Raw genomic sequence first — 17,642 nt, 5'->3', positions numbered from 1 at the left:
TTGGCCCGTGCAGAAATGCCGCTTTTCCTTCGGCAAACTTCCTCTAAATAGCATGGATCGTCTAATCGAAGGTGGGTCATGCGGCGCAGGCAATTTCTTCTTACCGGTCTTTCAGTAAGCGCCCTCGCCGCCATTGCTCCACTCCGCGTTTCCGCGCAGACGGCCGACTTCTTCGACGCGTTGACGCAGGAAATGCAGGCGCTCATCAACCAGCCCTATCAGCGGAACGAACTTACGTTGCCCGAGCCGTTCTCGACGCTCGGATATGACGGCTATCGTCAGGTGCAGGCGGATCCCACGCGGGCCATCTGGGCGGGTCAGGCCCTGTTCACGCTGAACGCCTTTTCTCTCGGCTGGCTTTATGATGAGCCGGTGACGATTTCCCTGCTCGAAGGCGGGGAGAGGCGGGAGCTTTCCTTCACCTCGCAGGACTTCCTCTATCATGCGCCGCTCGACCGGGCGCCTTTCGATGCGGTGAACCCCTTCCCCGGCATCGCCGGACTGAAAATCAACTACCCGCTGAATTCTCCCGAAATCTGGGATGAGCTGCTGACATTTCTGGGAGCGAGCTACTTCCGCGCACTGGGACAAGGATCGTCCTATGGCACCTCGGCGCGGGGTATCGCCATCGACACGGCGGCCGGTAAGCCGGAGGAGTTCCCTCGCTTCACCCGGTTCTACGTCGTCCCGCCCGGCCAGTTCGATGCGTCGATCACCATTTACGCCCAGCTGGAAGGACCAAGCGTCACCGGAGCGTATCGCTTCATCACCCGCCCGGGCAAGGACACGACCATGGACGTGACCGCGCGGATCTTCGTGCGGCGGGACATCTCGCGCCTGGGCATCGCGCCGCTTACCTCGATGTTCCTTTACGGCGGGCCGAATCGTGCGGCTTTCGACGATTATCGCGAGCGTGTGCATGACAGCGAGGGATTGAAGATCATCCGTGCCAGCGGAGAGGAAGTCTGGCGCAACCTGAACAATCCGGCGCAACTGGCGGCTTCCTTCTACAAGGAGGAGAACCCCCGCGCCTTCGGCCTCATGCAGCGCAGCCGTCGCTTCGAGGATTACGCGGATGCGGAGGCACATTACGAAAAGCGCCCGTCCGTTCTGGTGGAGCCGTCCGGGCAATGGGGCGTGGGCCATATCTGTCTGATCGAGATACCGACAAAGCGGGAAGTCAACGACAACATCGTCTGCTTCTGGATGCCGGAAGCGCCCGCAACCGCGGGTTCGGCGGTCGAGTTCAGCTACCGGCTGGTGTGGGGTGACATCGCCGAATCGAGTACCCGATTCGCGCGGGTCATCACCTTCAGTTCGGGCCATTCCGGCACGTCCGGCTCCGATCCGACCGCGGGAGAACGGAAGTTCGTGGTGGATTTTGAAGGCCCTTATCTGGACCGCCTGCTCGACCTCGATTCCGTCTCCGCGAATACTTCGATTTTTAATGGAGAATTCGTCCACACGGACTTGAAGAAAGTCGCGGGAGAGGACATCTGGCGGTTCGTTGCCGACGTGAAGAGTACCGCAAGCAATCCTGTGGAACTATCGGTATATTTGAGCGTTGCCGGTCGTCGCCTGACCGAAACTTGGAGCTATCAGTGGAGACCTGGAGATGAATCGCCTCACTGACATCGCTGCTGCGAAGGTCATGGTAGTGAGTGACGCGGATGGCGCGCTCGCGCTTGATGATCGGTTGCCGCCGGCGGCACCGATGGTCATGCCGGTGCAGGTTCTGGAGCGCGCCTCCTCCTGGTTCGGGCTGTTGCGCGCCAGGTTCGCCCAGTCTGGCGGCCGGCGACTGACCTGATCTCCCGATGATATTACGGACCGTCCTCTTTCTGGCGAGCCTTGTGTTGGCCGGCACAGCCGTATGGCTTGGCCTCAATGTCTTTTTTGCCGACGGGCGGGATGGGACGGACTATGTCAGGATCGCACTGCTCGGCCTGACAACCTGGTGGATCGCCTGGGGCGCGATGCTCGGCATGAGCGGCGTGTTCATGAGCAGTCGCATACACCGCGCACGGACGAGCGGCCCGCTGACAACGCGCACGGCGATCCTGCTCCCGGTTTACAACGAACCCCCGGAAAAGCCCTTTTCCCATGCGGCGGCGATGATCGAGAGTCTGCAGGCCACCGGCCTTCATGGCGCTTTCGAACTTGCGATCGTCTCTGATACCACCCGCGCCGCAATAGGGGCGGAGGAAGAGGCATGGTTCGAAAAGTTGCGTGGCGGCTGGGGGCATATCCTGCCGGTCTATTACCGTCGCCGGACGGACAATACCGGCAAGAAGGCGGGCAACATCGCGGAATTCATCCGCCGCTTTGGCGGGCGGTACGATTTCCTCATCATTCTCGACGCGGATAGCCTGATGGAAGGCGAGACGCTGGTTGAGATGGTTCGCCGTATGGAGGCAGAGCCGAAGCTCGGACTGCTTCAGACCCTACCCAAGATCATACGGTCGCGGTCCTTCTTCGGCCGGGTACTGCAGTTCTCCGCTGCCTTCTTTTCACCGATCTTCACGCGTGGCGTCGCGGCGCTTCAGGGGCGCGAGGGGCCGTTCTGGGGCCACAATGCCATCACGCGCACCACGGCATTCGCCGAAAGCTGCGGCCTGCCCGAACTCAAGGGCAAGCCGCCGTTCGGAGGCCATATCCTCAGCCACGACTATGTGGAGGCCGCACTTCTCGCGCGCGCAGGCTGGACCGTGCGGGTCGATCCCGACATCGGCGGCTCCTATGAAGAAGCACCCGACAACATCCTCGATTATGCCAAGCGCGACCGCCGCTGGGCACAGGGCAACCTTCAGCATTCGCGCCTGCTCGCCGTGCCCGGCCTGAAGATGTGGAGCCGGTTCGTGTTCTTTCAGGGAATCATGGCCTACCTCGCCTCCTCCCTCTGGGGCGTATTCCTGATCGCGACCATTCTGGCACCGATTCTGGCGGCGCCCTTTGAGTTCTTTCCTGACTCGGCGCTCGGCGTTCCGCAGTTTCCAATCAGTGAATCCACCCGCGCCATTCTTTTGCTGCTGCTCGTTCTGGGGCTTCTTCTGGGGCCGAAGCTGCTCATCGCGCTGAGATCCATATTCGATGGCCGCGCCCAGCAATTCGGTGGTGCCTTTGCATCTCTGGCAAGTGTCATCATTGAAATCCTGTGGTCGAGTCTCATCGCCCCCCTCATGCTGGCCTTCCAGACCCGCTCCGTCATCGAGATCCTTACTGGAGCAGACGGCGGCTGGCCGGTTGCAGATCGGGAGGCGCAGGCGATCCCGCTTTCAACCGCCTGGAAGGCAAGCTGGTGGATCACCGCCACCGGCGCGGTCATCCTCTTCGCTGCGTGGAAGTTCACCACTCTATTCATATGGTTCCTGCCTGTCGGAGGGCCAATGCTCATCGCACCGCTGATCATCGCCTGGTCCTCCGATTCCGGCGAGGGCGCCTCCGCCCGTCGGTTGCGGCTGTTCATGACCCCCGAGGAACAGCATCCTCGCCCGGTGATGATTCGGCAGCAGGAAATCCTGAATGACTGGCGCCGGGAGGAGATCGCCTCCCCCGGCCCGGATAGCCAGGTGACGGCGCCGCCCGCGGCTACGCTCTCCACTGAACCGACAGGCTGAACATCTTCCCGGACAGGCCGGAGTTGCCGTTCAGCCCACAACCCCGCATAGTGGCGCAGCCCCAGGCCGAGGTTCCGCGCGCCATGCTCAAGACGACACCGCCCGAGGATCAAACCGGCGTCTTCCCTCCCTACCGCCCGAGTCTGGAAGACAGGCTCCGCATCCAGACCTGGGCGCTCACCATCATCGCCTTCGGAGTGGCGGTGTTTCTTCTCTGGGTGGGCAGTTCCATTCTCATCTCACTCGCCTTCGGCATCATCCTTTTCAGCGTGACGACCGCGACCATTGACCAGATTGCGCGACTGAGGCTCGGCCGCTTTTACTTTCCGCGCTGGATTGCCGTAGTGCTGGCCGTGACACTGCTCAGCTTCTGCCTCATCCTTCTCGCTGTCGTGGTTGTAAATGAGGTCAACCGGCTCATCACCACCATGCTGCTTTACAGCGACGCGGCTATCAACGCTGTCGCCCGGCTGTTTGCGTGGCTTGGGCCAGAGGCGACATCGGCGGTTCAGAACGCGATCCAGACGATCAATTTCAACGCCTATCTCCGCTCGATCGCGTTTCAGCTTTCCGGGCTTGTATCGATCGCGGTGATGACGAGCCTCGTCGTGGGCTTTCTCTTTGCAGAGCAACACTGGTTCCATGCAAAGCTGCTGAACCTGTTCTCCTCGCCGGAGCGCGCTGCCGGCGCCGCCGCGATCAGCCGCTCCATCATACGCCGGGTGAACCGCTATCTTCTGGTGAAAAGCGCGGTCAGCCTTGTGACCGGACTCGAGGTCTATCTAGTGATGCGCTTGGCGGGGCTGGAATTTGCGGGCGCCATGGGCATGCTGACGGTCATTCTGAACTTCATTCCGACCATCGGCTCGCTCGCCGCCTCGGTCCTCACCATACTCGCGGTGTTCATCCAGATGCCGGAGCCCTGGGTCACCGTGACGGTATCTCTCATCGTATGCGGTATTCAGTTCGGCAACGGAAATATCATAGAGCCGATATTCATGGGGCGGACATTGCAGCTTTCCACGTTCTGCATCGTGCTGGCGCTGGCATTCTGGGGCGCGATATGGGGAATCGCCGGGTTGTTCCTCGCAGTACCGATGATGGTCGCGGCGATGATCCTCTGTTCCCATATTCCGCCGCTCCGCCCGCTCGCCGTGCTCATGTCCCGAGACGGCCAACCGGACAGCATGTTCGGCGCGGGCGATCCCGCTCCGCTTACCCCCCAGACGGTCAGACGCTGAGGTCAGACGCTGATCCTGGCGCCGATCTCCACCACCCGATCCCTCGGGAGATGATAGAACACCGTTGGATCAGCCGAGAACCCGTTCAGCAGGATATATATTCTGTCCAGCAGAAGTGGCATCCCGATCCGCGCACCCGGCACATAACGGCGCCGCCCGAGGAAGAAGGAGGTGCGCATCACCTCAAGCTTCACCCCGTCGATACGGGAGCGGAACAGCGCACGGCTGACATCCGGCGTTTCCATGAATCCGAAGCGAAGGGTGATGCGCGCAAAGCGGTCATCGAGATTTTCGTAGCTCAGCCGGTCGTGCTCCGCGACACGCGGCTCCTCTGCCACCAGCACCGTCGTGACGAGGTTCCGGCGATGAAGCACCTTGTTGTGCTTGAGATTATGCAACAACGCAGGCGGCGCGGTGGTCGGGTCGGAAGTCAGGAAGACAGCAACTCCGTCAGCGATGTGCACCGAGCTATGCGACATCGAATGGGCAAAACTCTCCAGCGGCACGGCCATCCGATGTTGCCGCTCGAAGGACAGCTGCGACCCCCTCCACCAGGACCACATGACCAGCATGAGCGCGAGCGCCACCAGTACCGGAACGTAGCCACCATCAAGGATTTTCAGCAGGTTGGACGTCAGGAACGACAGCTCGATCACTGCAACCGGCGCCGCGATCAGCAGCACAAGCCATAGCGGCTTACGCCAGCCCTTCACCGCCAGCACGACCGCCAGCGCCGTAGTGACGATCATCGTTCCCGTCACCGCGATACCATAGGCGGAGGCAAGGCTGCTTGAGGAGCCGAACGCCAGTGTGAGCCAGATCACCGCGATGAGCAGTAGCCAGTTCATCGTGGGCACGTAGATCTGACCGCTCTGTTGCTCAGACGTATGGCGGATCTCGAACCGGGGCAGCAGGCCAAGCTGCACCGCTTGCCGTGTCATGGAAAAAGCACCGGAAATCACGGCCTGGCAGGCGATGACGGTCGCCACCGTCGCCAGCAGTACCAGCGGTATCAGCCCCCAATCCGGCACCATCAGGAAGAACGGATTACCCAGCGTCTCTGGCCGCGAAATAACCAGCGCTCCCTGCCCGAGATAGTTCAAAACCAGCGCGGGTAGTACCACCCAGAGCCACGCAAAGCGGATCGGCCCGCGTCCGAAGTGCCCCAGATCGGCATAGAGCGCCTCCGCCCCCGTCACCGCCAGAAACACCGCGCCCAGCACGAGAAAGGCGGTGAAGCCGTGGTCGGTGAGGAAGAACACCGCATGATGCGGATTCAGCGCGGTGAGCACATGGGGATTGCCGGAGATCTGCCAGATACCGGCCGCTCCCATGGTGATGAACCAGATGAGCGTGATCGGGCCGAACCATGCGCCAATCCGCGCTGTCCCGTGTCGCTGCACCATGAAGACACCGATCAGGATGATGATGGTGATCGGAAGAACGAACGGGGTGAAGCTCGGCGTGATAAGCTCCAGGCCCTCCACGGCGGAGAGGACGGAAACCGCAGGCGTGATCATCGCATCGCCAAAAAACAGCGCTGCCCCCATGATACCCAGCATGAAAACCGGAACAGAACGCCGCCCGACCGCCGCCATGGCAAGAGAGAACAGGGCAAGCACGCCCCCCTCTCCCCGGTTGTCCACCCGGAGGAGGAACACCACATACTTGCCCGTGACGATCAGAAACAGCGCCCAGACGAGCAGCGAGACAACGCCCAGCACTTCTTCATTCGTCAGGCCATCGCTCGCCGCGTGGTGCAGCGCTTCGCGCATGGCATAGAGCGGACTTGTACCGATATCCCCGTAGACAACGCCGACGGAACCCAGCGCGAGCTTCAGAAAGCCCTCACGGCCCCGTGTTCCATGGGATGACGCATCATCCACCGGTTCCGGGGAGTTTGGCCGGGAAGAGGGCGTATCAGTCATGTGAGGTTGTCTATCCGGGAGTGGTGTGCTGACCCGATGCTCATTCGATCCGCAAGGATCGCCATGGCGTTTTCACCTTGTGGGCATGGCCCGTTGCACTGAACGGTCCATACCGCCCTTCGGTGAATCATGCGTGGAGAGGCGACCAGAGTCAAGCACTGCCACCCCTCCTCCCGCGGCCTCAGCGTGTGGGACTTCCGGCGCGGCGCTGGTCGTTTTCCTCGGCCTGTTCCTCCACCTTGCCGTCGCGCGCCGCTTCCGCATCGACAGGATCGGGGGCAGGCTTCTCCCCAAAGATCGCGCCGGGCAGGACATAGGGCGTGCCGTCGCCATCGGCCATGATGGTCTTGCTCGACCCCATGACACCGAAGGCGATCCCCTCTTCCTTGAAGCGGCGATGGATGAGGTGGAGCACTTCGTCCTGAACCGCACCCTTGAAGTTCACGTCCCGGATGATGAGCCGCATCTCGAACGTCAGGTTGCCGCCGTCGATACCGACCAGCCCCACAGAAGGCGGCGGGTTCAAAATCACCATGGGTGGTATCTTGGCGATATCTTCCAGCACCTTCTGTACATGATCACTGTCATTGACCCCCGACACGGTAACCTTCTGCAGCACGCGCCCCGACAGGTTGAAACGCGTGATATTCGTAACCTGACCCGAGATGAGTGAAGCGTTGGGCACGATGACGTGGTTGCGGTCGAACGTCTCGATCCGGGTCGAACGGACAGAGATCGCGCGCACGCGGCCCTGCACGCCCGCGACCTCGATCCAATCGCCCTCCGACACGGGCCGTTCGATCAGAAGGATGATACCGGAGACAAAGTTCTGCACGATATTCTGCAGGCCGAAACCGATACCGACGGAAAGCGCGGAGGCGAGGATCGCCAGCGATGACAGGTTGATACCTGCTGTCGTCATCGCGATGATCGCGGACAGCACGACCCCGACATAGCCAACACCCAGAACCACCGCCCGCTGCCCGCCGGTGTCCAGCTTGGTCTTGGGCAGGATGGAGGCGCCGAGCGCGCCCTGCAGCAGCTTGGTGACCGTGTAGCCGATAACGAATACGACGACGAAGGTCAGGAAGATGGTGGGAGAGATCTGCACCCCTGCCACGTTGAAGCCGTCGCGGAACTTGATCCACATCTCCGCCAGGTCAGAGCCGCGAGCACCCCAGATCAGCAGCAGGAAAGGGATCGCCAGCGCGCAGAGCACGAAGCCGAGCAAAACCGGCACAAGGTCACCCCGATTGGCCTCGTCACCCTTGATCACCAGCACGTAGATGTCGGCGCAGAGGCCCTGCAGGAACATCACCATACCGATGAGCGCGAGCGTCATGGCCGCCGGATAGATCAGCGCTGTTGCTGCGGAGACATAGCCCACGACCGCGAGAAGCGGAGCCAACACCCCGATGGCGATAGCGACGTAGGCCACATAGCTAATGAGCCGGTGACGGAACAATACCTCGGCACTCGCCGCCGTCGCATTCACCGCATGAGCGCGGATGAGCTGTCCGAAGCGAAAGAGCAGAATCCCGCCCACGACCAGAAGAGGAAAGGCCAGAACGGAAAAGACCTGCGGTTCGGGGTTCGGGATGATCTGCCAGAGCAGGCTGCGAATGGCGAGGAGAGTACCGAACGCGACCACGTGAACGCGCGCTTCGCGCCGTCGTTCGGGCGCAAGTTGAAACGGGCTGTCTCCCGCATCGTCGGGAAAGAGCCGACCCGCGAGCCACAGCGCCGCAAAGACAAGAAAACCGGCCCATGGCAGGGTTTCGACGATCGGAAGGGTGCGGACACCCACCATCCCCGAAAGCTGCAACGCCCGGCCCACCAGCACCAGTCCCAGGACGGGGATCACCACCTGCCCAAGCGAGACCAGCTTTGCGATGACCTTGGCGCCACGGAGTGAACTCCGGCCGCTGATATTGCGGACAAGCCGCTCCATCCACACTCGGCCTCGCAGAAGGATCACCGCCGCGACGACAAGGTGGAGCAGGATGATCGGGAGGTTGGAAATGAGGTTCTGACGCCGGAAATCAGAAACCACGTTGCGGGTGACCTCGGCTGTGATCCCCTTGCCCGCGTCCAGAAGAGTCCCCGCTGCAACCGTCCAGTTGGCCGGATTCAGCGGCGATGGTGCTAACTCCAGAAGGGCATTGGTCTGCCGATCGCGCAGGATCGCATCGATCTGCTTGATGAGATTGTCGGCCCTCGTATAGGCCTCGACCGCCGCTTTGCCGGGTGCCTCGGCTTCCGAAATCTGGCTCTGAAGCTCCGAGCGGCGCGCTGTGATCTCCGGGGCTTCGGTCGTACCGTCGTCCGGGGGCGCACCTAGCGCGGTAAGTTGGCCCTTCAGGGTTTCGATCCGGCTGTTGTTCGCGCCCTGCGCCGTTTGAAACTCGGCGCGGAGCGGGACAAGCTGGGCGCGACGCGTGTCGAGTTGCTGATCCGTGACATCCGGATCCGCGACCTCGCTCTCTATCTCGCTCGCCGTTTTCTCCCACGCGGCGAAATCGGGCGTGGTCTGCGCGGGTTCCTGTGCGTGGACGGGTGTGACGAAAGCCCCGGTTGGTACAACAGAGACGGGCAGGAGCGCAAAGATCAGCGCGATCAGAATACCGGTCAGACGCTGCATGGATTAGCCCTCGAGCACCGAAGGAAGGGGGCGAGCGGGCGTCGCCAGCCAGTCCGGCACCGGCAGGTTCTTCGTCCGCAGAAAGGCCGGATTGAACAGCTTCGTCTGATACCGGGTGCCGTAATCGCACAGCACCGTCACGATTGTCTTACCCGGACCAAGGTCGCGGGCAAGCCGGATCGCCCCCGCGATGTTGATGCCGGAGGAACCGCCCACGCAAAGCCCCTCCTCCGACAGTAGGTCAAAGATCAGCGGCAGAGCTTCGCCATCCGGGATACGATAGGCGAAGTCGGGCGTGAAACCTTCGAGATTGGCGGTGATACGGCCCTGTCCGATACCTTCGGTAATCGAATTGCCTTCGGATTTCAGGGTTCCGTGCGCGTAGTATTCGTAAAGCGCAGACCCCTCCGGATCCGCCAGCGCGATCTTCACGCCCTTCGGTTGCAGAGCCATCCCGACACCCGCGAAAGTGCCCCCCGACCCGACGGAGGCTACGAAACCATCAATATTGCCGCCCGTTCCCTCCCAGATCTCGGGGCCGGTCGTCTCAACATGCGCAAGCCGGTTCGCGGTATTGTCGAACTGGTTGGCCCAGATCGCGCCGTTCGGCTCCGTCTTTGCGAGTTCTGCGGCAAGCCGGCTCGAATAACGCACATAGTTGTTCGGGTTGGCATAGGGCGCCGCAGGCACCTCCACCAGCTCCGCCCCGGCGAGGCGGATCATGTCCTTCTTCTCCTGGCTCTGGGTCTCGGGAATGACGATCACGGTGCGAAAGCCCATCGCCGCGCCCACAAGCGCAAGGCCGATACCGGTATTGCCCGCCGTCCCCTCAACGATCGTGCCGCCCGGAGCGAGCTCACCCCGTGCCACTGCGTCCTTGATGATATAGAGCGCTGCGCGGTCCTTCACCGACTGGCCGGGGTTCATGAACTCGGCCTTGCCATAGATGTCGCAGCCCGTCATCTCGCTGGCCTTGCGCAGCCGGATGAGCGGGGTATGACCGATGGAGGCCATGAGATCGCCGTAAACGGGCATTTCCTTCTCCCTCTTCAGGATCGCTTCCGTGATAGGGCCGCCGTCAGACGAACTCAACCCGGACCATTTCGGTTCAGTTTTCCGTTTGCCCGCGAAGCGCATCACGATTCAGCGCCAGCCACTGGGCCGTCACAACAAGCGGGCCATTCGCCCCTTCGCCGGAATTGACGAGTTTCAACAGGTCATCAACGCTCATGAGAAGGCCACGAATGTCCTCCGCCTCCTCCACCAACCCGCCCGTCTGCGCCACATCGTCCGGCAGATCGCAGAGAGCGACGAAACAGTAAAGAAATTCGGTCATCGTGCCCGGGCTGGAGTAATAGCGCATGATCTCCCGCACGTCGGAGACGTTCAGGCCCGCCTCCTCCACTGCCTCCCGCATCACCGTTGAGCGGGGGTCTTCGCCCGCATCGATCCGTCCTGCGATCGGCTCGATAAGCCACGGCTGCCGATCGCCCCGTGCGAACGGCCCGGGGCGAAACTGCTCAATGACGAGCACCCTGTCCCGCACCGGATCGTAGGGGACCAGCGTCGCAGCGTCACCGGAGACGAAGACCGCACGATTGACGACCGGGCTCATCGTCCCGTCGAAACGGCGAAAACGCAGGTCATATTCCTCAACGGAGAAGAAATGGGCATAAGGCTCCCGCGCCGCGATGACCTCCACATCGCCTGGATCGGCCACGCCACGCGACTCCCTCGGCATGTCATCTGCGGCACGGATGCGGGAATGAGCCCGGCCCAGCAACATGGGGAGGCGGGCCAGATGAGCCGTCGGCGGGTTGATCCCGAAGCCCCGCATGATGTCGCGAGCGGTTTCCGCGGTGATATTGCCCCAATCGTCCACCCAGTCCTCGAAGGACCAGTCGTGATCGCTGCCCCCCCCACCGGGATAGACCAGCGCCTTGACGCGTCCACGCTCGGTTTCGAGCGTCATGGGCATGGCCTCACCTGCCTCATAGTGATCGAGCCGCGCGCGATCCGCCTCGCTCAGCCCGGTGACCAGCAAGCCGGGCGCGAGCGCCGCCTCCGCCCCGACAAGCACCGGGCCTGTATCGCCCACTACCACACGCTGCCCCGGCAGCCGCGCCGCGCGGCCGCTAACGGGATGACCCAATACGGCCTCCAATACGGGGGGGTAGCGCAGCGTGCCGTAGAAGAAGAAGTCCGTCATATGCGTCTCCGGGAAGATTGCCGGCACAGTTGCCCGGCGGCGACGGGGGTGCAACCCCACCCCACACCGTTAGCGCCGTAAGTGAACGATCGATATGCTGACCTGTCACTATGGCGTAGGTTATAACCGTTAAACATTTCTGATAGCATGGTTCGCTACCCTATTGTTAAAGAGGCCGATTGTTCGGTTTTCACACTGCATGGCCGGCATGTCGCCTATCTCTGCCGAGCGGATTGGAAGTTACCGCAAAATCTTGATCGACCGACTACAATCGCCGCTTGAGGCATCGGACGCTGTCCTCTAGCCTCGGGAGAAACAGCTCTCCAACAGAGGATCGAGAATGGCCATCAGGACTTGGCTTCTTGGCACCGCCGCTGCGACGCTTGTCGCGCAGGCCGCATGGGCGGAATCGCCGAATTTGCTCGTTTTCGACTGGGCCGGGTTCGAGGATCCTGGTCTTCATCAGGCTTATATCGACAAATATGGCGCAAGTCCGCAGTACAGCTTTTACGCGGATGACGACGAGGCGTTCCAGAAGGTCGTTTCCGGCTTCAAGCCGGACATCGCCCATCCCTGCTCACAGATGATCTCCAAATACCGCGATGCTGGTCTGATCGAGCCGTGGGATACCTCCAAATTGACCGCCTTCAAGGATCTGGACCCGGCCCTGCTTGATTCCTCCATCTTCAAGGATGACAGCGGGCTGTGGTTCCTGCCGACGGACTGGGCCTCCACCGCCATCGCCTGGAACACGGAGAAGGTCCCGGCGGAGGATGTCTCGACCCTGCAGGTGTTCAAGGATCCGAAATATGCGGGCCGCATCTCGTTGCCGAACTCGGTGGACGATATCTGGCCGCTCGCCTTTCTGGCAACCGGCGTGCACGACTGGACCCACGTGACGGACGATCAGTTCAAGGCCGCAGCGGACTGGCTCCGCGAGGTGCATCCGAACGTCCGCGCCTACTGGGCCGATCCCTCGGAGATGGGCCAGCTCATGGCGACGGGAGAAGTGCTGATCGCCTGGTCCTGGCCGGAGGGTGTGACACAGCTTGTCGCGGACGGCTATCCCGTCGGCTTCCAGCGTGAGGCGAAAGAAGGCTCCTCGGCCTTTGTCTGCGGCTTCGTGAACTTCAAGAACGGTCCCGGATCGGAAGATCAGGCCTATGATTTCATGAATGCCTGGCTCCAGCCGTCGTCAGCCGAATATCTGGTGGACGTGTTCGGCTACGGCTCCTCCAACAAGACCGCCATGGATGCGATGGATCCGGAGAAGCTGAAGGAGGCCGGTCTTGGCCCCGTCACGGTCCCGGTGCTGACACAAAAGCCGCTGGAACAATCGCTTCGCGACCGGATGGTGCAGGAGTTCGAGAAGATCAAGGCCGGCTTCTGAGCCGCAGCCACGGGGTAGCCGGCGAACGGCTACCCTCTTCACCGCTGGCCCCCGCGCTGGCCCTGCAGAAGATGCCCCTTTCTTCATCGGGGTTTACCCGTCTCCGGGGCGTTGCAACGGGGTGAACAGGGTATCCTGAGCATTTCGCCCGAGACTGAGACTGAGACTGAGACTGAGACTGAGACTGAGACTGAGACTGAGACTGAGACTGAGACTGAGACTGAGACTGAGACTGAGACTGAGACTGAGACTGAGACTGAGACTGAGACTGAGACTGAGACTGAGACTGAGACTGAGACTGAGACTGAGACTGAGACTGAGACTGAGACTGAGACTGAGACTGAGACTGAGACTGAGACTGAGACTGAGACTGAGACTGAGACTGAGACTGAGACTGAGACTGAGACTGAGACTGAGACTGAGACTGAGACTGAGACTGAGACTGAGACTGAGACTGAGACTGAGACTGAGACTGAGACTGAGACTGAGACTGAGACTGAGACTGAGACTGAGACTGAGACTGAGACTGAGACTGAGACTGAGACTGAGACTGAGACCAGATAAGGCGATGCCGCAATAGGTTTTATCCTTGCCAGCGGCGAAGCACCCTTGCCGGTGTGCCTCCCGAAATCATGCGGGCCGCCGCGCGGGATGAGGTGACCGTTACCATAAGATTTCATTCAGGTTCAGAGAGAAAACCCGCATCCCGTCGCCCCGGCCATTGATCGCGGCCACGGAGCGGTCTATATCCTTCCTTGTCCGGGGCTTGCTTCGGACTATGGCGATAAACGCGCACGGAATAAGCGGATCGGACCCGGGGGCGGTACCCGGCGGCTCCACCAAACACCCTTGTTGGGGGCGGAGGGGGCCGAAATAGGATCGACGAACGTGTAAAGGTGATTGCTTTCGCTCGGTGAGGTACCACCGTTACCGGTCCAAAAGTACAGTTGCCAACAACAACCGTGCTCCGGTGGCTCTGGCTGCGTAAGCAGTTCGAGTACCGAAACTAAGTCCTTGCAGGTAGCACTGTAAGGCGGGGTTCGCAGGCACCTGGCAACAGAAGCCTGCACTTCCCCTTCTCAATGCAAAAACGCCTCCCGAAGGAGGCGTCTGAAGTGTATCTCGCGAGGGTCAGGCGGTTTCTTCGACCACCACCAGATCGCGGATGGAGGCGCCCTTCGCATGCGACAGGGCCTCCTGATAGTCGGGACTGTTGTATGCCTCCACCGCGGCTTCCACCGACGGGAAGCGGGCCACGACATTCCGCGTCCGCTCGTTCCCTTCAAGCTGAACGTAGCGTCCGCCCCGGGCGAGGAACACCCCGCCGAATTTCGCCAGCGCCGGACCGGCAAGCTTGGCGTATTTGCCATAGGCTTCCGGGTCGGTCACTTCGACATGGGCTATCCAGAGAGCGCTCATTCCTTACCCCGCGATAACGGCTTCCGCAGCGCGGATCGCCTCGTCCGCCTTGGACGCATCAGCGCCCCCGGCCTGTGCCATGTCCGGTCGACCGCCGCCGCCCTTACCGCCGAGCGCCTGCGCCGCCGCCTTCACCAGATCGACCGCTGACAGGCGCGCCGTCAGATCGGCCGTCACGCCAGCGGCGACGGCGGCCTTGCCGCCTGTATCGGCGACAAGCAGGACCGCGCCGGAGCCGACACGGGCCTTCATCTCGTCGATCAGCGCGGGCAGATCCTTGCCGGAAACACCGGAGACGACCTGTGCCAGAAACTTGACGCCACCGATGTCCTTGGCATCCGCGCCACCCTGTGTGCCGCCGCCCATCGCCAGTTCGCGGCGCAGCTGCGCTACCTCGTTCTGCAGCGCACGCCGCTCATCGACCAGCGACCTCACGCGATCGACGACCTCACTCGGCCCTGCCTTCAGAACGGAGGCGACCTCGCCCAGACGGCCCACCTGTTCTTCGAGATAGGCCAGAGCGGCCTCCCCCGTCAGCGCTTCGATCCGCCGCACACCAGCGGAGGAGGCGCTGTCAGACAGCAGCACGAACAGGCCGATCTCGCCCAGCCGTCCCACATGTGTCCCGCCGCAAAGCTCCAGCGAGTAGGTCTTGCCGTCTGTCCCCTTGCCGGAACCGTCGAGCAGACCCATGGAGACGACGCGCACTTCATCGCCGTATTTCTCGCCGAAAAGCGCTTGCGCACCGAGGCCGCGCGCCTCATCGGGCGTCATCACGCGGGTCTCCACCGCGCCGTTCTGGCGGATGTGATGGTTCACTTCGCGCTCGACCTGCTTCAACTCCTCCGCCGTCAGGCCCTTGCCATGCGAGAAGTCGAAGCGCAGCCGGTCATCAGCATTGAGAGAACCGCGCTGTGCGACGTGATCGCCCAAGGTCCGGCGCAGTGCCTCATTCAGCAGGTGGGTCGCAGAATGGTTGGCCCGGATCGCCTGCCGCCGGTTATGATCGACGCTCAGTTCCGCACCCTGCCCGGTCACGATCTCCCCCAGCGTGACTTCGGCTATATGGATATAGACGCCCTGCGATTTCTTTGTATCGGTCACGCGAGCGGCGCCCGTATCCGTCTTGAGCAGACCGGCATCCCCGACCTGACCACCGGATTCTGCATAGAACGGCGTCTGGTTCACCACGATCTGCACACTGTCACCGACGCCGGCCTTTCCGACCTCAGCTCCGTCACGGACGAGGGAGAGTATCTCACCCTCCGCCTTCTCGGTATCGTAGCCCAGGAATTCCGTGGAGCCGTTCTTCTCCGCCAGATCGAACCAGATGGCCGCGTCTTTGGTCTCTCCCGATCCGGCCCAGGAGGCGCGGGCCTTGGCCTTCTGCTCAGCCATGGCGGCATCGAAGCCAGAGACATCGACCGTCCGCCCCTGCTCGCGCAGGGCATCCTGCGTAAGATCCAGCGGGAAGCCGTAGGTATCGTAAAGTTTGAAGGCCGCGGCGCCCGGCAGCGGTTGCCCCTCGCCGATCTTGGACAACTCGTCGTCGAGCAGCCGAAGGCCGCGGTCCAGCGTCTGGCGGAAGCGGGTTTCCTCGAGCCTCAGCGTCTCCTCGATCATCGCCTGCGCGCGCGGCAGTTCGGGATAGGCTGCACCCATCTCGCGCACCAGCGCGGGCACGAGGCGATACATCAGCGGTTCCGCCACGCCGAGCTGATGCGCATGCCGCATCGCCCGCCGCATGATGCGGCGCAGGACGTAGCCCCGCCCTTCGTTCGAGGGCATGACCCCGTCGGCGATCAGGAAGGAGGTGGAGCGCAGATGGTCCGCGATGACCCGGTGGTGAATCTTGCCCGGCCCGTCAGGGTCGGTGGAGGAGGCATGCGCCGACGCCTCGATCAGGTGGCGCATCAGATCGGTGTCGTAGTTGTCGTGCTTGCCTTGAAGCAGCGCGCCGATACGCTCCAGCCCCATGCCGGTGTCGATCGACTGCGACTCCAGATCGCGCATCGTGCCATCGGCGAACTGCTCGTACTGCATGAAGACGTTGTTCCAGATCTCGATGAACCTGTCGCCGTCCTCATCCGGGCTGCCGGGAGGGCCGCCGGGGATATGCTCGCCGTGATCGAAGAAGATCTCCGTGCAGGGGCCGCAAGGGCCGGTCGGCCCCATGCGCCAGAAGTTGTCATCGGTCGGGATGCGGATGATCCGCTCGTCGGGCAGCCCCGCGACCTTCTTCCAGATCGCCGCCGCTTCATCGTCCGTGTGATAGACCGTGACCAGCAGGCGCTTGCCGTCGATGCCGAAATCCTTCGTCAGCAGTTCCCACGCGAAGGGGATCGCCTGTTCCTTGAAGTAATCCCCGAAGGAGAAGTTGCCCAGCATCTCGAAGAATGTGTGGTGCCGCGCGGTATAGCCCACATTGTCGAGGTCATTGTGCTTGCCGCCCGCGCGGACGCATTTCTGCGCGGTGGTGGCGCGGGTGTAATCGCGATGCTCCACGCCGGTGAAAACGTTCTTGAACTGCACCATGCCGGAGTTCGTGAACATCAGCGTCGGGTCGTTCCGGGGAACGAGCGGAGAGCTTTCCACGACAGCATGTCCGTTGCGGCGGAAGAAGTCGAGATAGGTCGATCGGATATCGTTCAGGCTGGCCATCGGGTGCCTCGTCACGGGGGAAGACCGGGGCCTCCCGCCCCGTCCATTGCGCATACGACTATCTCTCCCGGCAGCGTCTGTCCATCGCTCCCGGCAAGAAAGCCGCGCGTCCAGCCTTGGAGATGGGGGATTGCGCGGCATATGACAAGGCGGACGGATCGGGAGCCGCCATGCCATCCCTCGCCAGCCATCTCCGCTTGAAACGGGTCTACGATCCGCCTGATCCCGCCGACGGGAAGCGCATTCTGGTGGACAGGCTCTGGCCACGCGGCATGACGCGGGAGCGCGCGGCGCTCGACGACTGGCGCAAAGACCTCGCCCCGAGCGACGGTCTCCGCCGTTGGTTTGCACATGATCCGGCGAAATGGCCGGAATTCCGGGAGCGCTATCTGGAGGAGTTGAAGGCACAGGGCGCGGCCCTGAGCCAGCTTCGCGCAGAGGCGGAGGGGGAGGTCGTCACTCTCCTTTACGGCGCGCGGGATACCGAGCACAACGAAGCGGTCGTTCTCCGCGATCTGCTGCTCGGATAGCCCGGC

13 protein-coding genes and 1 other RNA gene are annotated in these 17,642 nt (G+C 62.2%); 8 read left to right on the top strand and 6 right to left on the bottom strand.

All coding sequences use genetic code 11. From position 1 onward, the window contains the following. Window positions 1–78 precede the first annotated feature (78 nt). The 4 genes from CG51_RS01750 to CG51_RS01735 all read left to right on the top strand — a co-directional run bounded on the left by CG51_RS01750 (window position 79) and on the right by CG51_RS01735 (window position 4,858). A complete protein-coding gene (locus tag CG51_RS01750; protein WP_035741071.1) occupies window positions 79–1,632 on the top strand; it encodes an OpgD/OpgG family glucan biosynthesis protein in 1,554 nt (517 codons plus the stop codon). Continuing rightward, window positions 1,616–1,810 (top strand): hypothetical protein, encoded by a 195-nt coding sequence (locus CG51_RS01745; protein WP_035741069.1) that lies wholly within the window; start codon window positions 1,616–1,618, stop codon window positions 1,808–1,810. The genes CG51_RS01750 and CG51_RS01745 overlap by 17 nt, the downstream gene beginning before the upstream one ends. A gap of 7 nt (window positions 1,811–1,817) precedes the next feature. Beyond that, window positions 1,818–3,617 (top strand): glucans biosynthesis glucosyltransferase MdoH, encoded by a 1,800-nt coding sequence (mdoH, locus tag CG51_RS01740; protein WP_035741067.1) that lies wholly within the window; start codon window positions 1,818–1,820, stop codon window positions 3,615–3,617. An 83-nt stretch (window positions 3,618–3,700) separates the two neighbouring features. After that, on the top strand, window positions 3,701–4,858 hold the full coding sequence (locus tag CG51_RS01735) for an AI-2E family transporter (protein WP_143412832.1): 1,158 nt from the start codon (window positions 3,701–3,703) through the stop codon (window positions 4,856–4,858). A 2-nt stretch (window positions 4,859–4,860) separates the two neighbouring features. Here the strand turns inward: CG51_RS01735 and CG51_RS01730 are convergent, their stop codons facing one another. The 4 genes from CG51_RS01730 to CG51_RS01715 all read right to left on the bottom strand — a co-directional run bounded on the left by CG51_RS01730 (window position 4,861) and on the right by CG51_RS01715 (window position 11,636). After that, complete coding sequence (locus tag CG51_RS01730) at window positions 4,861–6,786, bottom strand: potassium transporter Kup (RefSeq protein ID WP_035741065.1); 1,926 nt, start codon at window positions 6,784–6,786, stop codon at window positions 4,861–4,863. Window positions 6,787–6,967: 181 nt separating this feature from the next. Beyond that, window positions 6,968–9,427 carry a DUF3772 domain-containing protein gene (locus CG51_RS01725; RefSeq protein ID WP_051929968.1) on the bottom strand — a complete coding sequence of 820 codons (2,460 nt, stop codon included), beginning with the start codon at window positions 9,425–9,427 and terminating at the stop codon, window positions 6,968–6,970. 3 nt (window positions 9,428–9,430) lie between these two features. Continuing rightward, on the bottom strand, window positions 9,431–10,462 hold the full coding sequence (locus CG51_RS01720; protein ID WP_035741063.1) for a cysteine synthase A: 1,032 nt from the start codon (window positions 10,460–10,462) through the stop codon (window positions 9,431–9,433). A gap of 73 nt (window positions 10,463–10,535) precedes the next feature. Further along, a complete protein-coding gene (locus CG51_RS01715) occupies window positions 10,536–11,636 on the bottom strand; it encodes an NUDIX domain-containing protein (protein WP_035741061.1) in 1,101 nt (366 codons plus the stop codon). Window positions 11,637–11,976: 340 nt separating this feature from the next. Here CG51_RS01715 and CG51_RS01710 point away from each other — a divergent pair, with 340 nt between their 5' ends. From CG51_RS01710 to ssrA, 3 genes are all read left to right on the top strand, one after another. Beyond that, the gene (locus tag CG51_RS01710) at window positions 11,977–13,026 is read left to right on the top strand and encodes an extracellular solute-binding protein (protein WP_035741060.1); all 1,050 of its coding nucleotides are present in this window, start codon (window positions 11,977–11,979) and stop codon (window positions 13,024–13,026) included. A gap of 111 nt (window positions 13,027–13,137) precedes the next feature. After that, complete coding sequence (locus tag CG51_RS20330) at window positions 13,138–13,590, top strand: hypothetical protein (protein ID WP_035741058.1); 453 nt, start codon at window positions 13,138–13,140, stop codon at window positions 13,588–13,590. Window positions 13,591–13,743: 153 nt separating this feature from the next. Beyond that, window positions 13,744–14,097: a transfer-messenger RNA gene (gene ssrA, locus CG51_RS19350) on the top strand. A gap of 60 nt (window positions 14,098–14,157) precedes the next feature. Here ssrA and CG51_RS01700 read toward each other — a convergent pair. Then, window positions 14,158–14,445, bottom strand: coding sequence for a DUF1330 domain-containing protein (locus tag CG51_RS01700; RefSeq protein ID WP_035741056.1), 288 nt, complete (start codon window positions 14,443–14,445; stop codon window positions 14,158–14,160). A 3-nt stretch (window positions 14,446–14,448) separates the two neighbouring features. Next, window positions 14,449–17,106: an alanine--tRNA ligase gene (gene alaS, locus CG51_RS01695; RefSeq protein WP_035741053.1), complete on the bottom strand. Its 2,658-nt coding sequence runs from the start codon at window positions 17,104–17,106 to the stop codon at window positions 14,449–14,451. Between the two features lie 170 nt (window positions 17,107–17,276). Here alaS and CG51_RS01690 point away from each other — a divergent pair, with 170 nt between their 5' ends. Beyond that, a complete protein-coding gene (locus tag CG51_RS01690) occupies window positions 17,277–17,636 on the top strand; it encodes a DUF488 domain-containing protein (RefSeq protein ID WP_035741319.1) in 360 nt (119 codons plus the stop codon). Window positions 17,637–17,642: the final 6 nt, after the last annotated feature.

Origin of the sequence: Haematobacter missouriensis (assembly GCF_000740775.1) — a bacterium.
GTDB lineage: Bacteria > Pseudomonadota > Alphaproteobacteria > Rhodobacterales > Rhodobacteraceae > Haematobacter > Haematobacter missouriensis.
The sequence above is the reverse complement of the archived record's forward strand: the minus strand, read 5'-3'. Positions and strand labels throughout refer to the sequence as shown.